This is a genomic window from Streptomyces sp. NPDC002676 (genome assembly GCF_053592455.1).
Window position 1 is genome coordinate 109047 of the sequence record NZ_JBSFVT010000007.1, and the last position, 16381, is coordinate 125427.

Here is a 16381-nt window from a genome sequence, read left to right on the forward strand (position 1 = left end):
GTCGGCGTGGGCTGTGCTCTGGGTCGGCCTCGGCGGGGCTGGCGGGTGTCGTCGGGTGGGGCTTGGTTGGGCGGAGGCTGTGGCGGGCTCGGCGTGGGCTGTGCTCTGGGTCGGCCTCGGCGGGGCTGGCGGGTGTCGTCGGGTGGGGCTTGGTTGGGCGGAGGCTGTGGCGGGCTCGGCGTGGCCTGTGCCCTGGACCGGTCTCGCCGGGGTCGGTGGGTGTCGCCGGGTCGGGCTCGGATGGCCAGAGGCCGTGGCGGGCTCGGCGTGGCCTGTGCCCTGGATCGACCTCGGCAGGGCCGGCGGGATCGCCGGGTGTGGCTCGGTTGGGCGGAGGCCGTGGCGGGTTCGGCGTGGGCTGTGCTCTGGGTCGGCCTCGGCAGGGCCGACGGGTGTCGGCGGGTCGGGCTCGGTGCGGCCGAGGTCCCGCGAGGGCTCAGTGTGGCTGGAGGTCCCGGGCCGGTTCCTCCTCTGCCTGGCCGCGGGGCATCGCCGGGTGCAGGCTCAGGAGGACGATGCCTGCCACGACGGCCGCGAGGCCTGCCGCCTGCCAGGCCAGGGCTCCGGTGTCGGTGCGGAGCCGGTCGCCGAGGAAGCCCACGCCGCACAGGATGCCCGCCAGCGGCTGGGCCGCGGTGAGGGCGGGCAGGGACATGCGCAGGGGAGCGGTCTCGAACGCGCTCTGCACCAGGATCAGGCCGGTGACGCCCAGCGCGAGCACGCCGTACGGCTGCCAGCCGGTGAACAGCTCCGCGAAGCCGCCGTCGGAGAAGCGGGTGCTGCTCACCCGGGTCAGCGCGTCCTGCACGCCGTAGAGCAGCCCGGCCGCCAGCCCCAGCAGCACCGGGGCCCAGATCAGGCGGGAGCGCTTCGCGTAGGCCGTCAGGACCAGCGCCGAGCCGACCACCAGGCCGATGATCAGCCAGTGGCGCAGTGGAGCGGTGACGGCGGTGCCGCCGTGCGGCTGGCCCGCGAGGATGAACGCCGAGACGCCACCCGCGAGCAGTACGACGCCCGTCGCGCCCTGGTGGCTCAGTCTGTGCTTGGTCTGGTGCCGGGAGAGCGCGAAGGCGAACAGGAGGTTCGTCGCCAGCAGCGGCTCCACCAGCGAGATCTGGCCGTTGCCCAGGGCGACCGCGCCCAGGATCATGCCGGCCACCATCAGCCCGATGCCGCCCAGCCAGCGCGGCACCTTCATCAGGTCCAGCAGCAGCCGGGGGGAGAGGAAGTCGCTGAGCGGCGCCTGCTGGGCGGCGTTCTGCTGGAGCACGAACCCGAAGCCCAGACAGCAGGCTGCGCTCACGGCGAGAAGGAGAACCAGTACGGACACGCTGCGAACCTCGATCATCGGGCCGGACCACGGGTGCCTAGTGGCCGACTGTAGTGCTCCCGGGACGGCATTGCCCCGGTGACGACGGGACCGTATGGCCATCGTCCGCCGCCCGGCGGCACGACGCCATGGCACACGCCACAGAATCAGCCCAAAGCAGGGTATCCACACCCCTGCCGGTCCGCCTCGTTCACCTCAAGTTCCCCTTCTCTCGCCGTAGTTGAAGCCTGTAAAGCCGTCGTCCGGCTTGACGCGTTCCTTGGCTGGGGGTTTGCTGTGAGTGATCGGCCGATGGCAGCCCGAGATACAGGAAGTTCCGCGGTGCCCCCACTCCCGTCTCTGCTCGACCCTGAGGCCGACCCCGGACCCGACCCCGACCCGGCCGCGGGCGCCCCGGACGCCTCCGGTGCCCGTTCCTCGGGCAGCGCCTACGACCCCGCGCTCGACGGCTCCTTCGACGGCGCCCTCGACGACGCCGAACTGCACACCGCGCGCGCCGCCCTGGCCCAGGGCCGCCGCCAGGCCGCCCGCGCACTGCTGGTGCACACCGGCGACGACTGGGACCGCCGCGGCCACCGCCTCACCGTCCTCGCGACCGAGCCGTACGCCGCCGCCTGGGCCCGCGACTGGCTGCTCGCCGAACCCGGCTCCGCCGACGCCGCCGGCCTGCTCGCCCTGGCCCTGGTCCACCGCGCCCTGGGCGGTAAGGAGGAGCCCGACCGGGCCCGCGAGGCCTGCCGCACCGCCGCCGCGCTCGCGCCCGCCGACCCCACCCCGTGGCTCGGCCTGCTCCTGCTGGCCCGCACCCTGGGCCCCGAACCCGAGCTGCTCGCCGCCTTCGCCGAGCTGCGCCGCCGCCACCCCGAGCACCACCACGCCCACCACCTGCTGATCGCCCGCCTCGCCGAGCGGCCCGCGGGCGGCGCCGCCGAGGCCCACGAGGTGTACGACCTCGCCGAGCAAGCCGCCGCCGAGGCTCCCGCGGACTCCCCGCTGGCAGTCCTGCCCGTCATCGCCTACGCCGAGCGCTACCGGGTCCTGGCCGCCACCGGCCTGGCCCCGGCCGACCCCGCCGCCTCCGGGCACTGGTCGGGCCCCCGGGCCCGCCGGATCCTGCGTGCCTCCTTCGACTGGTGGCTGGAGTGGGAGCACGACGGCCACCCCCGCCGCCACGTCGACCTCAACCACCTCGCGTTCGCCATGTCCTGTGCCGGCCGCCCCGCCGAGGCTGCGGCTCTGTTCCAGCACATCGGCCCGTACGCCACCCGGGCGCCCTGGTCCTACCCGCACCACGACCCGCAGACGGCCTTCCGCACGGCCCGCGACCGCGCCCTGAACGCGTGAGGCACTCACCTCTCGGAGCCACTCTCAGAGCCACGCGGGCCAATCCTTACGGAACCCTGACCGACGGCCGTACTCCCTGGCCCTCGGGGCGCCCGAGTGCTCGAATGATGCTGTGAACCCTGAACGATCCGAGGCGTCCGAGCCCGAAGGCAGGCCGATAGGCCGCCGCATCTTCCTCGGCACGCTCGGCCTGGGCGCCCTGGGCATGGCCGCCGCACCGACCCTGCAACGCGGCCTGGAGGACTTCCTCGGCAGCATCGCCGGCAAGGACCCCACGGGCCTGACCGGACTCCTGCCCAACGGCGGCGGCTTCCGCTACTACTCGGTCGCCGCGTCCGTCCCGGACAAGGGTCCCGGTGACTACCGGCTCACCGTCGACGGCCTCGTCGACCACCCGCGCACCTTCACCCTCGCCGAGCTGCACGCCCTGCCGAGGACGCGGCTGGTCAAGGACGTCCAGTGCGTCACCGGCTGGCGCGTCCCGGGCACCCCCTTCGAGGGCGTACGCCTCTCCCACCTACTGGACCTGGCGGGCGTCCGCCCCTCCGCCAAGGCCATCCGCTTCACCTGCTTCGACGGCACCTACACCGAGAGCCTCACCCTGGAGCAGGCCCGCCGCCCCGACGTCCTGGTCGCGCTGCGCATGCAGGACAAGGACATCAGCCACGACCACGGCGGCCCCGTCCGCCTCTACGTGGCCCCGATGTACTTCTACAAGTCCGCCAAATGGCTCTCCGGCATCACCGTCACCGACCACGTCCAGCCCGGCTACTGGGAGAAGCTCGGCTACGACGTCGACGCCTGGGTCGGCCGTTCGAACGGACGGACCGATGTCCCTACAAGCTGACACCCCGGCGCCCCCGAGCGCCCGGATCCGCCGCTTCGGCCGGGCCCAGCGGTGGGTGCACCGCACCACGGCCGTACTGATGGGGATCTGCGTGGCGACGGCGGCCATCCTCTACATCCCGCAGCTGGCCGTACTGGTCGGCCGCCGCGAACTGGTCGTCCGTGTCCACGAGTGCGCGGGCCTGGCCCTGCCCGTGCCGGTCCTGCTGGGCCTGGCCTCCCGCGCCTTCCGGGCCGACCTCGGCTTCCTCAACCGCTTCGGCCCGCACGACCGGGTCTGGCTGCGCGCCGCGCTCCTGCGCGACAAACGGCGCGCCTCCCGCCCGGCGGGCAAGTTCAACGCCGGGCAGAAGATCTACGCCGCCTGGATCTCCGGAGCGACCCTGGTCATGCTCGGCACGGGCCTGATCATGTGGTTCACCCACCTCACCCCCCTGATGTGGCGCACGTCGGCGACGTTCGTCCACGACTGGCTGGCCCTGACCATGGGCGTGGTCCTGGCCGGGCACATCGGCATGGCGCTCGGCGACCCGGAGGCGCGCAGGGGGCTGCGGACGGGGACGGTGAGCAGGCAGTGGGCCGAGCGGGAGCACCCGCTCTGGCGCCCATGACGAGAGGGCCCACCCGCTTCTCGAACGGGTGGGCCCTCGTCGCCGTACTCCTCCTGGACCGCGAGGGTCCTGGATCAGGAGGTTCCTAGACCACGAGCGACAGCAGCATGACCAGCGAGCCGGCGACCACGGAGATGATCGTCTCCATGACCGACCAGGTCTTGAGGGTCTGCACCACGTTCAGCCCGAAGTACTCCTTCACCAGCCAGAACCCGGCGTCGTTGACGTGGCTGAAGAACAGCGAGCCGGAGCCGATGGCGAGGACCAGCAGAGCGGCGTGCGGGGTCGACATGTCCGCGGCCAGCGGGGCGACCAGGCCGGCCGCCGACACCGTCGCCACGGTCGCCGAACCGGTGGCGAGCCGGATGCCGACCGCGATCAGCCAGGCCAGCAGCACCGCCGGGATCGACCAGTCCTTGGAGATGTCCAGGATCATCTGGCCCACACCGGAGTCGATCAGCGTCTGCTTGAAGCCGCCGCCCGCGCCGACGATCAGCAGGATGCCGGCGATGGGCATCAGGCCCTTGTCGACGGTCTGCGAGATCTGCTCCTTGCTGAACCCGGCGGGCCGGCCCAGCGTGAAGATGCCGACGAGGACGGCGGTGAGCAGGGCGACGAGCGGGGAGCCGGCTATGTCGAAGACACGCTGCGTCAACTTCGCGGGGTCGTCGACGACGATGTCCACCAGCGCCTTGGACAGCATCAGCGCGACCGGCAGCAGCACGGTGCCCAGCGTGGCGACGAAGCTCGGACGGCGCTCCAGCTGCTCCGAGGGGCGCTGCGGCAGCATCCGGTCGGGTGCCGGGACGTCCACCCAGCGGGCCGCGACCTTGGAGAACAGCGGACCGGCGATGATCACCGTCGGGATGGCGACCAGGATGCCGAACGCCAGGGTCACGCCCAGGTTGGCCTTGACCGCGTCGATCGCGACCAGCGGGCCGGGGTGCGGCGGGATCAGGCCGTGCATCACGGACAGACCGGCGAGTGCGGGGATGCCGATGCGCATCAGGGAGTAGTTGCCGCGCTTGGCGACCATCAGCACGACCGGGATCAGCAGCACGATGCCGACCTCGAAGAACAGCGGCAGACCGACCACCGAGGCGATGAGCACCATCGCCCACGGCATCGCCCGCCCGCCGGCCTTGGCGAGGATCGTGTCCACGATCTGGTCGGCGCCGCCGGAGTCGGCGAGCAGCTTGCCCAGGATCGCCCCGAGCGCGATCAGGACGCCCACGCCGGAGACCGTGGTACCGAGGCCGGTGGTGAAGCTGGTGATGACCTTGTCGAGCGGCGCCCCCGCGACCGCCCCGAGCACCAGCGACCCGATGGTCAGGGACAGGAACGCATGGAGCTTGAACTTGGTGATGAGCACGACGATGACGGCGATGCCCACCAGGACGGCGATGCCGAGCTGAGCGTGGCCGGCGGAGGTGATCGGCGGAGGCGCGTCCGCTGCCAGCATCTCGACGCTGAGTCTGGTCACGGGTTTCCCTTGCAGAGATGGGGAGTGGGGAGGGTGTCTTGTTGCGGCGGTAGGGGGAGTTACCGCTGTGCGTCGGGAAGCGTCGCGAGTGCCTTGACGGCCCGCTCGGTGATCTCCTCGGGGGTGCCGGAGACCTCCACGGCGACTCCCGCCTCGTCCGCCTCCAGCGGCTGGAGCGTGGCGAACTGGGAGTCCAGCAGCTTGGTCGGCATGAAGTGACCCTGCCGGTGGGACATCCGGTCCTCGATGAGTCCCCGGTCGCCCGTCAGGTGCACGAACACGACACCGGGGGCCTGCGCGCGCAGGCGGTCACGGTACGACCGCTTCAGCGCCGAGCTGCTGACCACCCCGCCGAGCCCGGCCCGTCCGTGAGCCCAGCTGCCTATGGCGTCGAGCCACGGCCACCTGTCCTCGTCGTCCAGCGGGATTCCGGCCGTCATCTTGTCGATGTTGGCCTGTGGGTGGAAGTCGTCGCCTTCGGCATACGGGACGCCGAGCCGGGCGGCGAGCAGCGGACCGATGGTGGTCTTGCCCGTGCCCGCGACGCCCATCACCACGACGACGTGGGGGGTACGCATGACTGCCTCGCTGTCTTCATCGACGCATGACGTCTGACATCCGACGTCGCGTAGATGAAACCCATTAGGTACGACGAATTCAAGGCTCTGTGACAAATAAGTCTGACTTTTTGTTCCCGTGACCCGCCCCGTACTCTGAGTGCATGAGCAATCCGGGCCGGGGGCTGCACGGCCACGTACTGGACACCCTTGGGCCCGCGATCACGGCCGGCGAGTACCCGCCGGGCAGCATCCTGCGCACCGACGAACTGGCACAGCACTTCGAGGTGTCACGCTCCGTGATGCGCGAGGCCGTGCGCGTCCTGGAGTCCATGCACCTGGTCGAGTCCCGCCGCCGTGTGGGCGTGACGGTCCGTCCGAAGGCCGAGTGGAACGTCTACGACCCCCAGGTCATCCGCTGGCGCCTCGCGGGCGCCGACCGCCCGCACCAGCTGCGCTCCCTGACCGTGCTGCGCTCCGCGATCGAACCGGTGGCGGCGGGCCTGGCGGCGAAACATGCCACGGCGGAGCAGTGCGCCGAACTCACCGAGTGCGCGCTCGGCATGGTGGCCAACTCACGCGGCCACAGGCTGGAGGGCTACCTGATCCACGACATCGCCTTCCACAGGGTGATCCTCGCGGCCTCGGGCAACGAGATGTTCGCTCGTCTCGGTGACGTCGTCGCCGAGGTACTGGCCGGCCGCACCCACCACGAGGTCATGTTCGAGGACCCCGACCCGGCGGCCGTCACCCTGCACGTCCAGGTCGCGGAGGCGGTCCGCGAGGGCGACGCCCTGCGCGCCGAGGAGCTGACCAGGGAGATCACCGTGGGTGCCCTCCAGGAACTGGACATCCTGGCGCCATAGCCCTCGTTGCTTCACGAACTCCCCGGCCGCTCCGGGGAGTTCCCGGCTACTCCAGGAAGTCCCCGTCGACGTACACCCATGCCCCGTCGACCCGCTCGAACCGGCTGCGCTCGTGCAGCGAGCCGCCCCGGTACGAGGCCCGGAAGGTCACGGTCCCGTTCTGGTGGAAGGCGGACCCGCCGGTACCGCCGAGGATCTCCAGGCCCGTCCACCGCATCCCGGGATCCAGCTCCAGCCGCGCGGGCCGGGTCCGCGGATGCCAGGTGCGCAGCAGATATTCCGCGTCCCCCTTCACGAACGCGCTGTACCGGGACCGCATGAGCGCCTCGGCGGTCGGCGCCGCGGCTGCCCCGATGAGGAAGCGCCCGCAGCAGGCGTCGTAGGGCTGGGGAAGGCCGCAGGGGCAGGTACGCGTGGTCATGGCCCCATTCTGCCCGGCCCCGGGGAGGCGCCCGGCGCCCCCGCGAGGCACAGTGGAAGCGGCACCGTAGAGGAGGCGACCCGCAGTCCCAACAGACCCGGTCTCACCAGGCAGTGAGGAGAGACGGACGATGTCCCGACCCGCGAGCAGTCGTCCAGTGTCCGGCAAGGAATGGCGGCTGAACCTGTACCTGTCCGAGCACGACCCGGACACCACCGCCCGGATCGTCCTGGACACCGGCGACAACGTCCTGGAGAGCCACGCGGAGGCCCGCCGCAACCCCCGGGACACGGACATACCGGAGATCGGCGACGAACTCGCGGCCGGACGCGCGCTGATCGCCATGGGCCGCCTGCTGCTGAACGCCGCCGAAGGCGACATCAAGGCGGCGTGCCCGCCCGACGAGGCCGCCCCCGCCCCCCTCTGGCAGCCCCTGGAATGACCCAACCGGTCCCGGACCTCCGCGAGTAGCTTGGGAACATGTCCGAGGGCGCCCTCACCCTGTTCCTCGCCGGCGACGTCATGCTCGGCCGGGGCGTCGACCAGATCCTCCCGCACCCCGGCGACCCCGTCCTGCGAGAGGACTACGTACGCGACGCCCGGGAGTACGTCGCCCTCGCGGAGCAGGCGAACGGCCCCATACCCCGGCCGGTCGACCCCGCCTGGCCCTGGGGCGAGGCCCTCACCATCCTCGACCGTGCCGCGCCGGACGTACGGGTCGTCAACCTGGAGACCGCCGTCACCGGGGGCGGCCACTTCGCACCGGGCAAGGCCGTCCACTACCGGATGCACCCGGCCAACCTGCCCTCCCTGGCCGCGGTCCGCCCCGACGTCTGCGCCCTCGCCAACAACCACGTCCTCGACTTCGGGCCGGCCGGCCTGGAGGAGACCCTGGACTCCCTCGCCGAGGCCGGGCTGCGCACGGCGGGAGCGGGCCGGGACGAGCGGGAGGCCTGGCAGCCGGCGATCGTCCCGCTGCGGACCGGCGGACGCGTGCTCGTCTTCTCCTTCGGACTGCCCTCCAGCGGGATCCCGCGCGGCTGGGCGGCGACCGCCGAACGGGCCGGGGTGGCCCTCGTGCCCGCGCTGACCGCCGCCGCGGCGGCCGACTTCGCCGACCGCGTGCGCAGAATCGTGCGACCGGGCGACCGTGTGGTCGCCTCCGTCCACTGGGGCGCCAACTGGGGATACGACGTCTCCCACACCGAGTCCCGCTTCGCGCACGCGCTCGTCGACGCCGGCGCCGACCTCGTCCACGGCCACTCCTCGCACCACCCGCGCCCCCTGGAGGTGTACCGGGGCAGGCTCGTCCTGTACGGCTGCGGCGACCTCGTGGACGACTACGAGGGGATCGGCGGCTACGAGCGCTACCGCGACGACCTGCGGCTGCTGTACCTGGTCTCGCTCGACCCCGGAACCGGCCGGCTCGCCGGACTGCGCATGGTGCCCCTCCAGGCGCGCCGGATGCGCCTGGAGCACGCGTCGGCCGAGGACACCGCCTGGCTGAGCACTGTCCTCGACAGCCACGCCCGCGGCCTCGGCACCCGCGTCGAGCAGACGGACGACGGCATGCTCACGGCCCGGCCCCTGGACGCCGGAAATGCGAAAGACCCCTGATGAACAGGGGTCTCTCAGCTGGTGTCCGAGGGGGGACTTGAACCCCCACGCCCGATAAAGGGCACTAGCACCTCAAGCTAGCGCGTCTGCCATTCCGCCACCCGGACAAGGTGTCTGTCGTGCGAGGTTTTTCCCTTCGGCGGGGTTTCCCTCGCGGCGACGAAGAGAACATTACCAGGCTTTCGGGGGTGGCTGATCACCTCCCGTCCCCGGTGGCCGGTCCGGCGTGAACGGCGTGTGACGGGCCGGGACCGGTCTTGGGTCCGGGCGGGCGCGGGGGCAGGATGAGGAGGACCACAGCAGCCACAGCGGGAGGATGCAGCGTGAGCGACACGCACACGGCCAAGGGCGTCACCGGCGAGGACGAGGTCGTCGACCTCTGCCGGGAGTTGATCCGGTTCGACACCAGCAACTACGGCGACCACTCCGGCCCGGGCGAGCGCAAGGCCGCCGAGTACGTCGCCGAGAAGCTCGCCGAGGTCGGGCTGGAACCGGAGATCTTCGAGTCCCACCCGGGCCGCGCCTCCACGGTGGCCCGCATCGAGGGCGAGGACCCGTCCCGGCCCGCGCTGCTCATCCACGGCCACCTGGACGTCGTACCGGCCAACGCCGACGACTGGACCCACCACCCGTTCTCCGGCGAGGTCACGGACGGCTGCGTCTGGGGGCGCGGTGCCGTGGACATGAAGGACATGGACGCGATGACCCTCGCGGTCGTGCGCGACCGGTTGCGCAGCGGCCGGCGCCCGCCGCGGGACATCGTGGTCGCCTTCCTCGCCGACGAGGAGGCCGGCGGCACGTACGGCGCCCGGTACCTGGTCGACAACCACCCCGGGCTGTTCGAGGGCGTCACCGAGGCGATCAGCGAGGTGGGCGGGTTCTCGTTCACCGTGAACGACCAGCGGCGGCTGTACCTGATCCAGACGGCCGAGAAGGGCATGCACTGGATGAAGCTCACCGTGGCCGGTACGGCAGGCCACGGGTCGATGATCCACCGGGACAACGCGATCACCGAGCTGTCCGAGGCGGTGGCCCGCGTCGGCCGGCACAAGTTCCCGGTGCGGGTCACCAAGACCACCCGGGCCTTCCTCGACGAACTGGGCGACGCGCTCGGCACCGAGCTGGACCCGGAGGACATGGAGTCCACCCTCGCCAGGCTCGGCGGCATCGCCAAGCTCATCGGCGCCACCCTGAGCAACACCGCCAACCCCACCCAGCTGAACGCCGGTTACAAGGTCAACGTCATCCCGGGCGAGGCGAGCGCCCACATCGACGGGCGCTTCCTGCCGGGCCACGAGGAGGAGTTCCTCGGCGAGCTCGACCGGCTCCTCGGCCCGCACGTCCGGCGCGAGGACGTGCACTCCGACAAGGCGCTGGAGACCAGCTTCGACGGGGACCTGGTGCAGGCCATGCAGTCCGCGCTGCTGGCCGAGGACCCGACCGCCAAGGCGGTCCCGTACATGCTCTCCGGCGGCACCGACGCCAAGTCCTTCGACGACCTCGGCATCCGAGGCTTCGGCTTCGCCCCGCTCAAGCTGCCGCCGGAGCTGGACTTCGCCGGCATGTTCCACGGCGTGGACGAACGCGTGCCGGTGGACGGGCTGAAGTTCGGCGTGCGCGTGCTCGACCGGTTCATCGACGCGTCGTGAGGGCATGGCCCTCGCGCAATCGGGCAGCCGTGCGAGACCGACTGAGAAGGGTGAATGCGACCATAAGCTCGTAGCTTCATTACTCCCTCCTCGTTGCACGTGATGCGATCCCGCACCTTGGGATCGCATTGCCAACAAGGAGGAACAATGATCAAGAAGGTCGTCGCTGCTGCGGCTGCCACCGGTGGGCTGGTTCTCGCGGGCGCGGGCCTGGCCGTAGCCGACTCGGGTGCCCAGGGTGCCGCCGTGCACTCGCCGGGCGTCATCTCCGGCAACGTCGTCCAGGTGCCCGTCCACGTCCCGGTGAACGTGTGCGGCAACACGATCAACGTGATCGGGCTCCTGAACCCCGCCTTCGGCAACGCCTGCGTCAACAAGTGACGCGGGCTCTCTGAGGCGTCTGTGACAAGCCGTCGGCCTCGGAGCGCGTCCCATGCGCTCCGGGGCCGACCGGCCTTTTCTTTCCAGGAGAAGCGACAGCAGGGGGCATTCAGCATGCGACAGAGCACTCGTAAGAGCCTGATGACGATGGCCGCCGCGACCGGGGTGATCGCCGTCGCGGGCGGCTACGCCCACGCCGACTCGGGCGCGTCCGGATCCGCCGTCGGCTCGCCCGGCGTACTGTCCGGCAACACGGTACAGGCGCCGGTGCACGTGCCGGTGAACGTCTGCGGGAACACGGTGAACGTCGTCGGGTTGCTCAACCCGGCGGTGGGCAACAGCTGCGCCGACCACAGCGCGGGGGGCGGCACCTCGGGAGGCCACGGCGGCTCCGGCGGCTCGCACGCGGGCGGGCACACCGGGGGCTCGCCCGGCGTCGGCTCCGGCAACACCGTGCAGGTGCCGATCGACGTGCCGGTCAACGTGTGCGGCAACAGCGTGGACGTCATCGGCGCGGGCAACGCCACCACGGGCAACGACTGCGCCAACGGCGGCGATCGGCACGAGCAGCCACCCGGCGGCGGCGGACACGGCAACCCCCCCGGGAACCCGGGGCACCCAGGCACCCCGGGCCATCCAGGCCATCCTGGCCACCCCGGTCATCCGGGGCATCCGGGGCATCCGGGCCACGGCCATCACGGCCACCCGGGTCACGGCCAGACCGGCACCCCGCACCACCCGGGGACACCGGGCGGCACCCACCACGTCAGTCAGCAGGGCGGAGGCTCCGGCCTGCCCTCGACCGTCGCCCAGCTCGCGCACACCGGCAGTGACCTGCCGCTGGGCGTCGTGCTGCCGGCCGGCGCGGGCGCGCTGCTCGCGGGCACGGTGCTCTACCGCAAGGCGCGCGCGTCCGCGTAGTACAGGAGCGCGGTGAACCGAGCGGGCCCCGCCACGGCGGCGGGGCCCGCTGCGTTCATGCGTCCCGCCTCACCATGTGGCCCGCACCTGGCGGATGATCCGCCGTCGCAACCGCACCTTCCGGCTGCCGTCGCGCAGCAGGCTCAGTCGGTCCAACTCCCAGTGTCCGTACTCGGCATGGTCCGTCAGCAGACGCGTCGCCTCCTTGCGGGAGACCCCGCGTGGCACGTACACGTCGACAAATTCGTATTCCGGCATCGCATCTATTGTGCGGGCTGGTGCCCGGTACGGATAGCGTCTGCACTATGTCTGATGCTGCGCAGCCCACCGCTGCCGAGGTACGCGCCGCCGCCGAGGCGATCAAGACCGCGCTCGACCGTCATCTGGCCGCGGTCGAACGCAGGTCGGGAGAGGACGACCCCGCCGTCTACGAGGCGTTCAACCAGCTGGCCGCTGCCGCCGAGGTGTACGACGAGCTGCTCTACGACCGCTACGACGAGGTCACACCCTTCGAGATCCCCGGTGCGGACGACTCGTTGCCGCCGTACGCCGGCCCCGACGAGCCGAACGCGATCAGCGTCCTGATCCGCCGCGACTACACGGTGGCGGAACCCCAGCGGCTGCTGGCGCAGGCCCAGCGGGTCGAGGCTGCGGAGTACGAGGACGGCGGCGAGAGCGAGGATGCCGCCGGTTCGGTTCCCGGGGCGCTGGGTGTCCTCTTCGGCGAGTTCGAGCCGGACGAGATCGCCTCCCGGCACAAGGAGTTCGGCCTGGAGGAGGGCGACTCCACGCTCTGGGTCACCGCCGCGGAGGAGCCCGCCGAGGCCGGTGAGTGGCTGGAGGCGCCGTTCGAGCAGATCGATCCGCAGCGGGTGGTGTGCCGGTTCGACGTCAGCGCGGTGTTCGACGAAGAGGACGACGAGGACGACGCGCACGAGGAGTCCGACGAGATCGACGACGACGGTCTCGAAGAGCTGGACGAGGACGACGATCTGGAGCCGCTGGACGCGGAGAGGTGAGACGGGACGGCGGTGCCGTGGGACCGGTCCGAGGCCGGCCCCACGGCACCGCCGTCCTTCGCTTTCGCGGCAAAGAAGGCGGAAGAGAGCGAGCAGGTCAGCTCGTCGACGCGACCTGCGTCCGCAGCAACGTCTGCAGGCGCGTCGTGCGGGGCTTCGCCGGGACCTCCGCCACCGCCCTGGGCAGGGCCTGCTCCACGCCGTGCACCACCGAGAGATGACGCTCGGCCCGGCCGAACGCCGTGTACACCCACGGTCTGCTGAGCGCCTGCGCGGCGTCGCCGGGCAGGACGACGACCGCCGCCGGCCACCGGCCGCCCACCGCCTGGTGCGCGGTCAGCGCCCAGCCGTGCCGCACGCACTGCTCCACCCGCTCCCGCGGTACGACGACCCGGGCGCCCGCGCACGACAGGTGCAGCCCGTCGGCGTCGGCCTGCACGACCGTGCCCGGCACCGTACGGCCCGCGGCGGAGGAGTACGCGATCCGGTCGCCGGGGTCGAAGCCGCCGAAGCGGCCGGGGCCCGGGTTGAGACGTTCCTTGAGGGCGATGTTGAGGGCGCGGGTGCCCGCGGTGCCCCCGTGGCCCGGGGTGATCACCACCGTCTGCTCGGCCGGGACGCCGATCGCGCGCGGCACCGAGTCGGCGACCAGCTGCACGGTCCGGTGCACAGCCTCGCCCGCGTCCCGCACCGGCACGATGACCAGCTCCTTGCCGGGCGCCTCGACCTGGTTCAGCTCTCCGATGCCGATGCCGGAGACCAGCTCGCCGAGCGGGCCGGGGTCGGGGGTGCGGGAGGCGAGCAGCGGGCACGCGCGGGCCGCGAGCAGGTCGGCGAAGACCCGTCCGGGCCCGGCCGACCACAGCACCGCAGGGTCGCCGCTCAGCACCAGCCGCGCTCCGTCGGGCAGCGACTCCACCAGCATCGCGGCGCTCTCCACGTCGAGTTGGGGAGCGTCCAGGACGATCAGCAGGTCGAGGTCCAGGGCGCCGTCCGCGTCCCGGCCCGGCGCCTGCGCACCGGAGAGCAGACCGGCGACCGTGCCGACGGGAGCGGACTCGTCGGCCGCGCCGAGCAGCCCGGCGAAGCGGCGGCTTCCGTCCGGGGTGTGGCAGGCCGCCCAGGCGCGCAGCCCCGCGGCGCGGGCGGCGCCGAGCAGCGCGGCCGGTTCGGCGCGGGCCGCCTCGCCGCCCGTGTGCAGCACCAGGCCGTGCCCACCGACCGCGCGCGCCAGCTCGGCCGCGCCGCCCGTCGCCCCGGCGACGGCTGCCTCCCAGGGTTCCGCGGCCTCCTTGGGCAGGGAGTTGAGCAGGCGGGCCAGGCCGTCGGCGAGGCTCTCCTCGGCGAGTGCGTACCGCTCCAGGCCGACGAGGACCCGCACCGGCCGCTCCGCCTCCTCGCCCTCTTCCTCCTCCGACACCTCCGACGCCTGTGACGCCTGCGGGGCCGGGGCGCCGGGCTCCTCCAGGGCGTCCTGGAAGACCAGGGCCTCGCCCTCCGCGAGCGCGCTCTGTACGGCCGCGTCCGGGTCGGGCACCCCGCGCTGGGCGAGTGCCTGGGTGAGCGCCGGCAGCTCCAGGGCGGTGTGCCCGGCCAGGGCCGCCTGCTCCAGGAGCCAGCCGGTCACGGCACGGCCCCGCCGCTCGTCGTCCGGGCGGCACTCGGCGCCGAGCAGCGCCCGCGCGAACCCGTCGGCCTGCTCGGGCCGTACCCCGCCGACCCGGAGGAGCTGCCAGGGGTCCTCGCGCAGCGCGGTGTCGGCGCCCTCGCCCAGGGCCGCGGCCGCCTGGGGCGCCAGCGCCTCGGGTGCACCGCCCTCGGCCAGCACGCGGCGCACGGCCTCGACGGTTTCCGGAGCCGGCGCGGCGGGCGCCGCGACGGCGGGGGCGGGCTGCGCCCGGCGGACGGGCTCCGGGGCCGGGCGGCGCGGGGCGGGCGCGGGCTCGGCGAAGACCGTGGCCACCGGCTTCTCGCCGCTCTCCACCGCGCGGACCGCCGCGAGCAGGTCGGCGGCCTTGCCGCTCAGCTTGGCGCCGCTCTCGATCGGGCCCTTCTTCTCGGCCTTGCGCCGCTCGATGCGCTCCCGCTCGAGCCGTTGCGCGGCCAGCTCGGCCTCCGCTCCGGACGGGGCGGCATCGCCGGAGCCGTCACCCTCGCCCTCACCGGAGCCCCTGCCGTCGGCTTCGCCCTCGCCGGTGCGCTCACCGACGCCCTCGGCGCCCTTCGCGCCGTCCGCCGTGTCCTGCTCGGGGGCGTCCGGGCGCTCCGGGGTGTCCGGGGTCCCCGGCCCGGCTTCGTCCGTCGTCTCCGGCTCCGTGCTCACAGCGTGCTCCAGTCGTGATCGGGATAGCGGTGCACGGGCGCCGACACGTCGTCGAGGGCCCGGCAGATCTCGTCAGGAAGACTAAGCGCCTCCACTGACAATGCCGCCGTGAGCTGCTGCGCGTTGCGTGCGCCGACGATCGGCGCCGCCACGCCGGGCCGGTCCCGGACCCAGGCGAGGGCGACCTGGAGCGGGGTGACCGCGAGCCCGTCCGCGGCGGTCGTCACCGCGTCCACGATGCGCGCCGCCGTGTCGTCCAGGTAGGGCGCGACGAACGGCGCCAGGTGCTCGGAGGCGCCGCGTGAGTCCGGGGGAGTGGTGTGCCGGTACTTTCCCGTCAGCACGCCCCGGCCCAGCGGGGAGGAGGGCAGCAGGCCGACGCCCAGGTCGAGCGCGGCGGGCAGCACCTCGCGCTCGGCGCCGCGCTGGAGCAGCGAGTACTCCAGCTGCGTGGCGGCGAGCCGGGTGCGCGCGCCCGGAGCCGCCAGCTGCCAGGTGGCCGCCTTGGCGAGCTGCCAGCCGCAGAAGTTGGAGACCGCCACGTAGCGGGCGCGGCCACTGCTCACCGCGAGGTCCAGGGCCTGGAGGGTCTCCTCCAGCGGGGTGCCGGGGTCGTAGGCGTGGACGTGCCACAGGTCGACGTAGTCCGTGCCGAGGCGGGCCAGGGAGGCGTCGAGCGCGGCGAGCAGATGGCCCCGGGAGCCGTCGAAGCGGCGGTCGGGATCGGGCACGCTGCCCGCCTTGGTCGAGATGACCAGGTCCCGTCGCGGCACCAGGCCGTCTGTCAGATGCCCGAGCAGATACTCCGCCTCCCCGTCGCCGTACACGTCGGCGGTGTCGACGAGGGTGCCGCCGGCCTCCCAGAACGCCTTCAGCATGTCCGCGGCGTCGTGCTCGTCGGTGTCCCGCCCCCAGGTGAGGGTGCCGAGCCCGATCCGGGACACACGCAGGCCGGTGCGGCCGAGTTGCCTCTGCTCCATGCCCGCGAGATTACTGGCCATAGCCGGTGCGGT

The 16381-nt window shown here is 72.7% G+C and carries 17 protein-coding genes and 1 tRNA gene; 10 read left to right on the forward strand and 8 right to left on the reverse strand.

Annotation, left to right across the window (positions count from 1 at the left end; all coding sequences use genetic code 11):
• Positions 1–436: 436 nt before the first annotated feature.
• On the reverse strand, positions 437–1330 hold the full coding sequence (locus ACWD3E_RS21180) for a DMT family transporter (RefSeq protein WP_451389088.1): 894 nt from the start codon (positions 1328–1330) through the stop codon (positions 437–439).
• 321 nt (positions 1331–1651) lie between these two features.
• On the opposite strand from ACWD3E_RS21180, the gene ACWD3E_RS21185 reads away from it, so the two are divergent.
• The 3 genes from ACWD3E_RS21185 to ACWD3E_RS21195 all read left to right on the forward strand — a co-directional run bounded on the left by ACWD3E_RS21185 (position 1652) and on the right by ACWD3E_RS21195 (position 4131).
• Complete coding sequence (locus ACWD3E_RS21185) at positions 1652–2674, forward strand: hypothetical protein (RefSeq protein WP_451389089.1); 1023 nt, start codon at positions 1652–1654, stop codon at positions 2672–2674.
• A gap of 112 nt (positions 2675–2786) precedes the next feature.
• Entirely contained in the window at positions 2787–3521 is a 735-nt protein-coding gene (locus tag ACWD3E_RS21190; RefSeq protein WP_451389090.1) for a molybdopterin-dependent oxidoreductase, read from the forward strand.
• The gene (locus ACWD3E_RS21195) at positions 3505–4131 is read left to right on the forward strand and encodes a cytochrome b/b6 domain-containing protein (RefSeq protein ID WP_451389091.1); all 627 of its coding nucleotides are present in this window, start codon (positions 3505–3507) and stop codon (positions 4129–4131) included. The genes ACWD3E_RS21190 and ACWD3E_RS21195 overlap by 17 nt, the downstream gene beginning before the upstream one ends.
• An 85-nt stretch (positions 4132–4216) precedes the next feature.
• Here ACWD3E_RS21195 and ACWD3E_RS21200 read toward each other — a convergent pair whose 3' ends face one another.
• Together ACWD3E_RS21200 and ACWD3E_RS21205 are read right to left on the reverse strand one after the other, a co-directional pair.
• Positions 4217–5614: a GntP family permease gene (locus tag ACWD3E_RS21200; protein ID WP_451389092.1), complete on the reverse strand. Its 1398-nt coding sequence runs from the start codon at positions 5612–5614 to the stop codon at positions 4217–4219.
• A gap of 59 nt (positions 5615–5673) precedes the next feature.
• Positions 5674–6192, reverse strand: coding sequence for a gluconokinase (locus tag ACWD3E_RS21205; RefSeq protein ID WP_451389093.1), 519 nt, complete (start codon positions 6190–6192; stop codon positions 5674–5676).
• Between the two features lie 143 nt (positions 6193–6335).
• On the opposite strand from ACWD3E_RS21205, the gene ACWD3E_RS21210 reads away from it, so the two are divergent.
• On the forward strand, positions 6336–7037 hold the full coding sequence (locus tag ACWD3E_RS21210) for a FadR/GntR family transcriptional regulator (protein WP_451389094.1): 702 nt from the start codon (positions 6336–6338) through the stop codon (positions 7035–7037).
• Between the two features lie 46 nt (positions 7038–7083).
• Here ACWD3E_RS21210 and ACWD3E_RS21215 read toward each other — a convergent pair whose 3' ends face one another.
• Complete coding sequence (locus tag ACWD3E_RS21215) at positions 7084–7458, reverse strand: YchJ family protein (protein WP_451389095.1); 375 nt, start codon at positions 7456–7458, stop codon at positions 7084–7086.
• A gap of 157 nt (positions 7459–7615) precedes the next feature.
• On the opposite strand from ACWD3E_RS21215, the gene ACWD3E_RS21220 reads away from it, so the two are divergent.
• Positions 7616–7900 carry a dsRBD fold-containing protein gene (locus ACWD3E_RS21220; RefSeq protein ID WP_451389096.1) on the forward strand — a complete coding sequence of 95 codons (285 nt, stop codon included), beginning with the start codon at positions 7616–7618 and terminating at the stop codon, positions 7898–7900.
• A gap of 38 nt (positions 7901–7938) precedes the next feature.
• Positions 7939–9075 carry a CapA family protein gene (locus tag ACWD3E_RS21225; protein WP_451389097.1) on the forward strand — a complete coding sequence of 379 codons (1137 nt, stop codon included), beginning with the start codon at positions 7939–7941 and terminating at the stop codon, positions 9073–9075.
• Positions 9076–9094: 19 nt separating this feature from the next.
• Here the strand turns inward: ACWD3E_RS21225 and ACWD3E_RS21230 are convergent.
• Positions 9095–9182 (reverse strand) — tRNA-Leu (locus ACWD3E_RS21230).
• Between the two features lie 216 nt (positions 9183–9398).
• Here ACWD3E_RS21230 and ACWD3E_RS21235 point away from each other — a divergent pair.
• From ACWD3E_RS21235 to ACWD3E_RS21245, 3 genes are all read left to right on the forward strand, one after another.
• Positions 9399–10724, forward strand: a complete 1326-nt coding sequence (locus tag ACWD3E_RS21235; RefSeq protein WP_451389098.1) for a M20/M25/M40 family metallo-hydrolase — start codon at positions 9399–9401, stop codon at positions 10722–10724.
• A 147-nt stretch (positions 10725–10871) separates the two neighbouring features.
• Entirely contained in the window at positions 10872–11105 is a 234-nt protein-coding gene (gene chpH, locus ACWD3E_RS21240) for a chaplin ChpH (RefSeq protein WP_451349591.1), read from the forward strand.
• Between the two features lie 114 nt (positions 11106–11219).
• A complete protein-coding gene (locus tag ACWD3E_RS21245) occupies positions 11220–12026 on the forward strand; it encodes a chaplin (RefSeq protein WP_451389099.1) in 807 nt (268 codons plus the stop codon).
• A gap of 69 nt (positions 12027–12095) precedes the next feature.
• Here ACWD3E_RS21245 and ACWD3E_RS21250 read toward each other — a convergent pair whose 3' ends face one another.
• On the reverse strand, positions 12096–12284 hold the full coding sequence (locus ACWD3E_RS21250; RefSeq protein ID WP_043407302.1) for a DUF5703 family protein: 189 nt from the start codon (positions 12282–12284) through the stop codon (positions 12096–12098).
• Positions 12285–12331: 47 nt separating this feature from the next.
• Between ACWD3E_RS21250 and ACWD3E_RS21255 the strand changes: the two genes are divergently transcribed.
• Positions 12332–13045 (forward strand): hypothetical protein, encoded by a 714-nt coding sequence (locus ACWD3E_RS21255; RefSeq protein WP_451389100.1) that lies wholly within the window; start codon positions 12332–12334, stop codon positions 13043–13045.
• 97 nt (positions 13046–13142) lie between these two features.
• On the opposite strand, the gene ACWD3E_RS21260 is transcribed toward ACWD3E_RS21255, so the two are convergent.
• Entirely contained in the window at positions 13143–15368 is a 2226-nt protein-coding gene (locus ACWD3E_RS21260; RefSeq protein WP_451389101.1) for a helix-hairpin-helix domain-containing protein, read from the reverse strand.
• Positions 15365–16348 carry an aldo/keto reductase gene (locus ACWD3E_RS21265; RefSeq protein ID WP_451389102.1) on the reverse strand — a complete coding sequence of 328 codons (984 nt, stop codon included), beginning with the start codon at positions 16346–16348 and terminating at the stop codon, positions 15365–15367. The genes ACWD3E_RS21260 and ACWD3E_RS21265 overlap by 4 nt, the downstream gene beginning before the upstream one ends.
• Between the last annotated feature and the right edge of the window lie 33 nt (positions 16349–16381).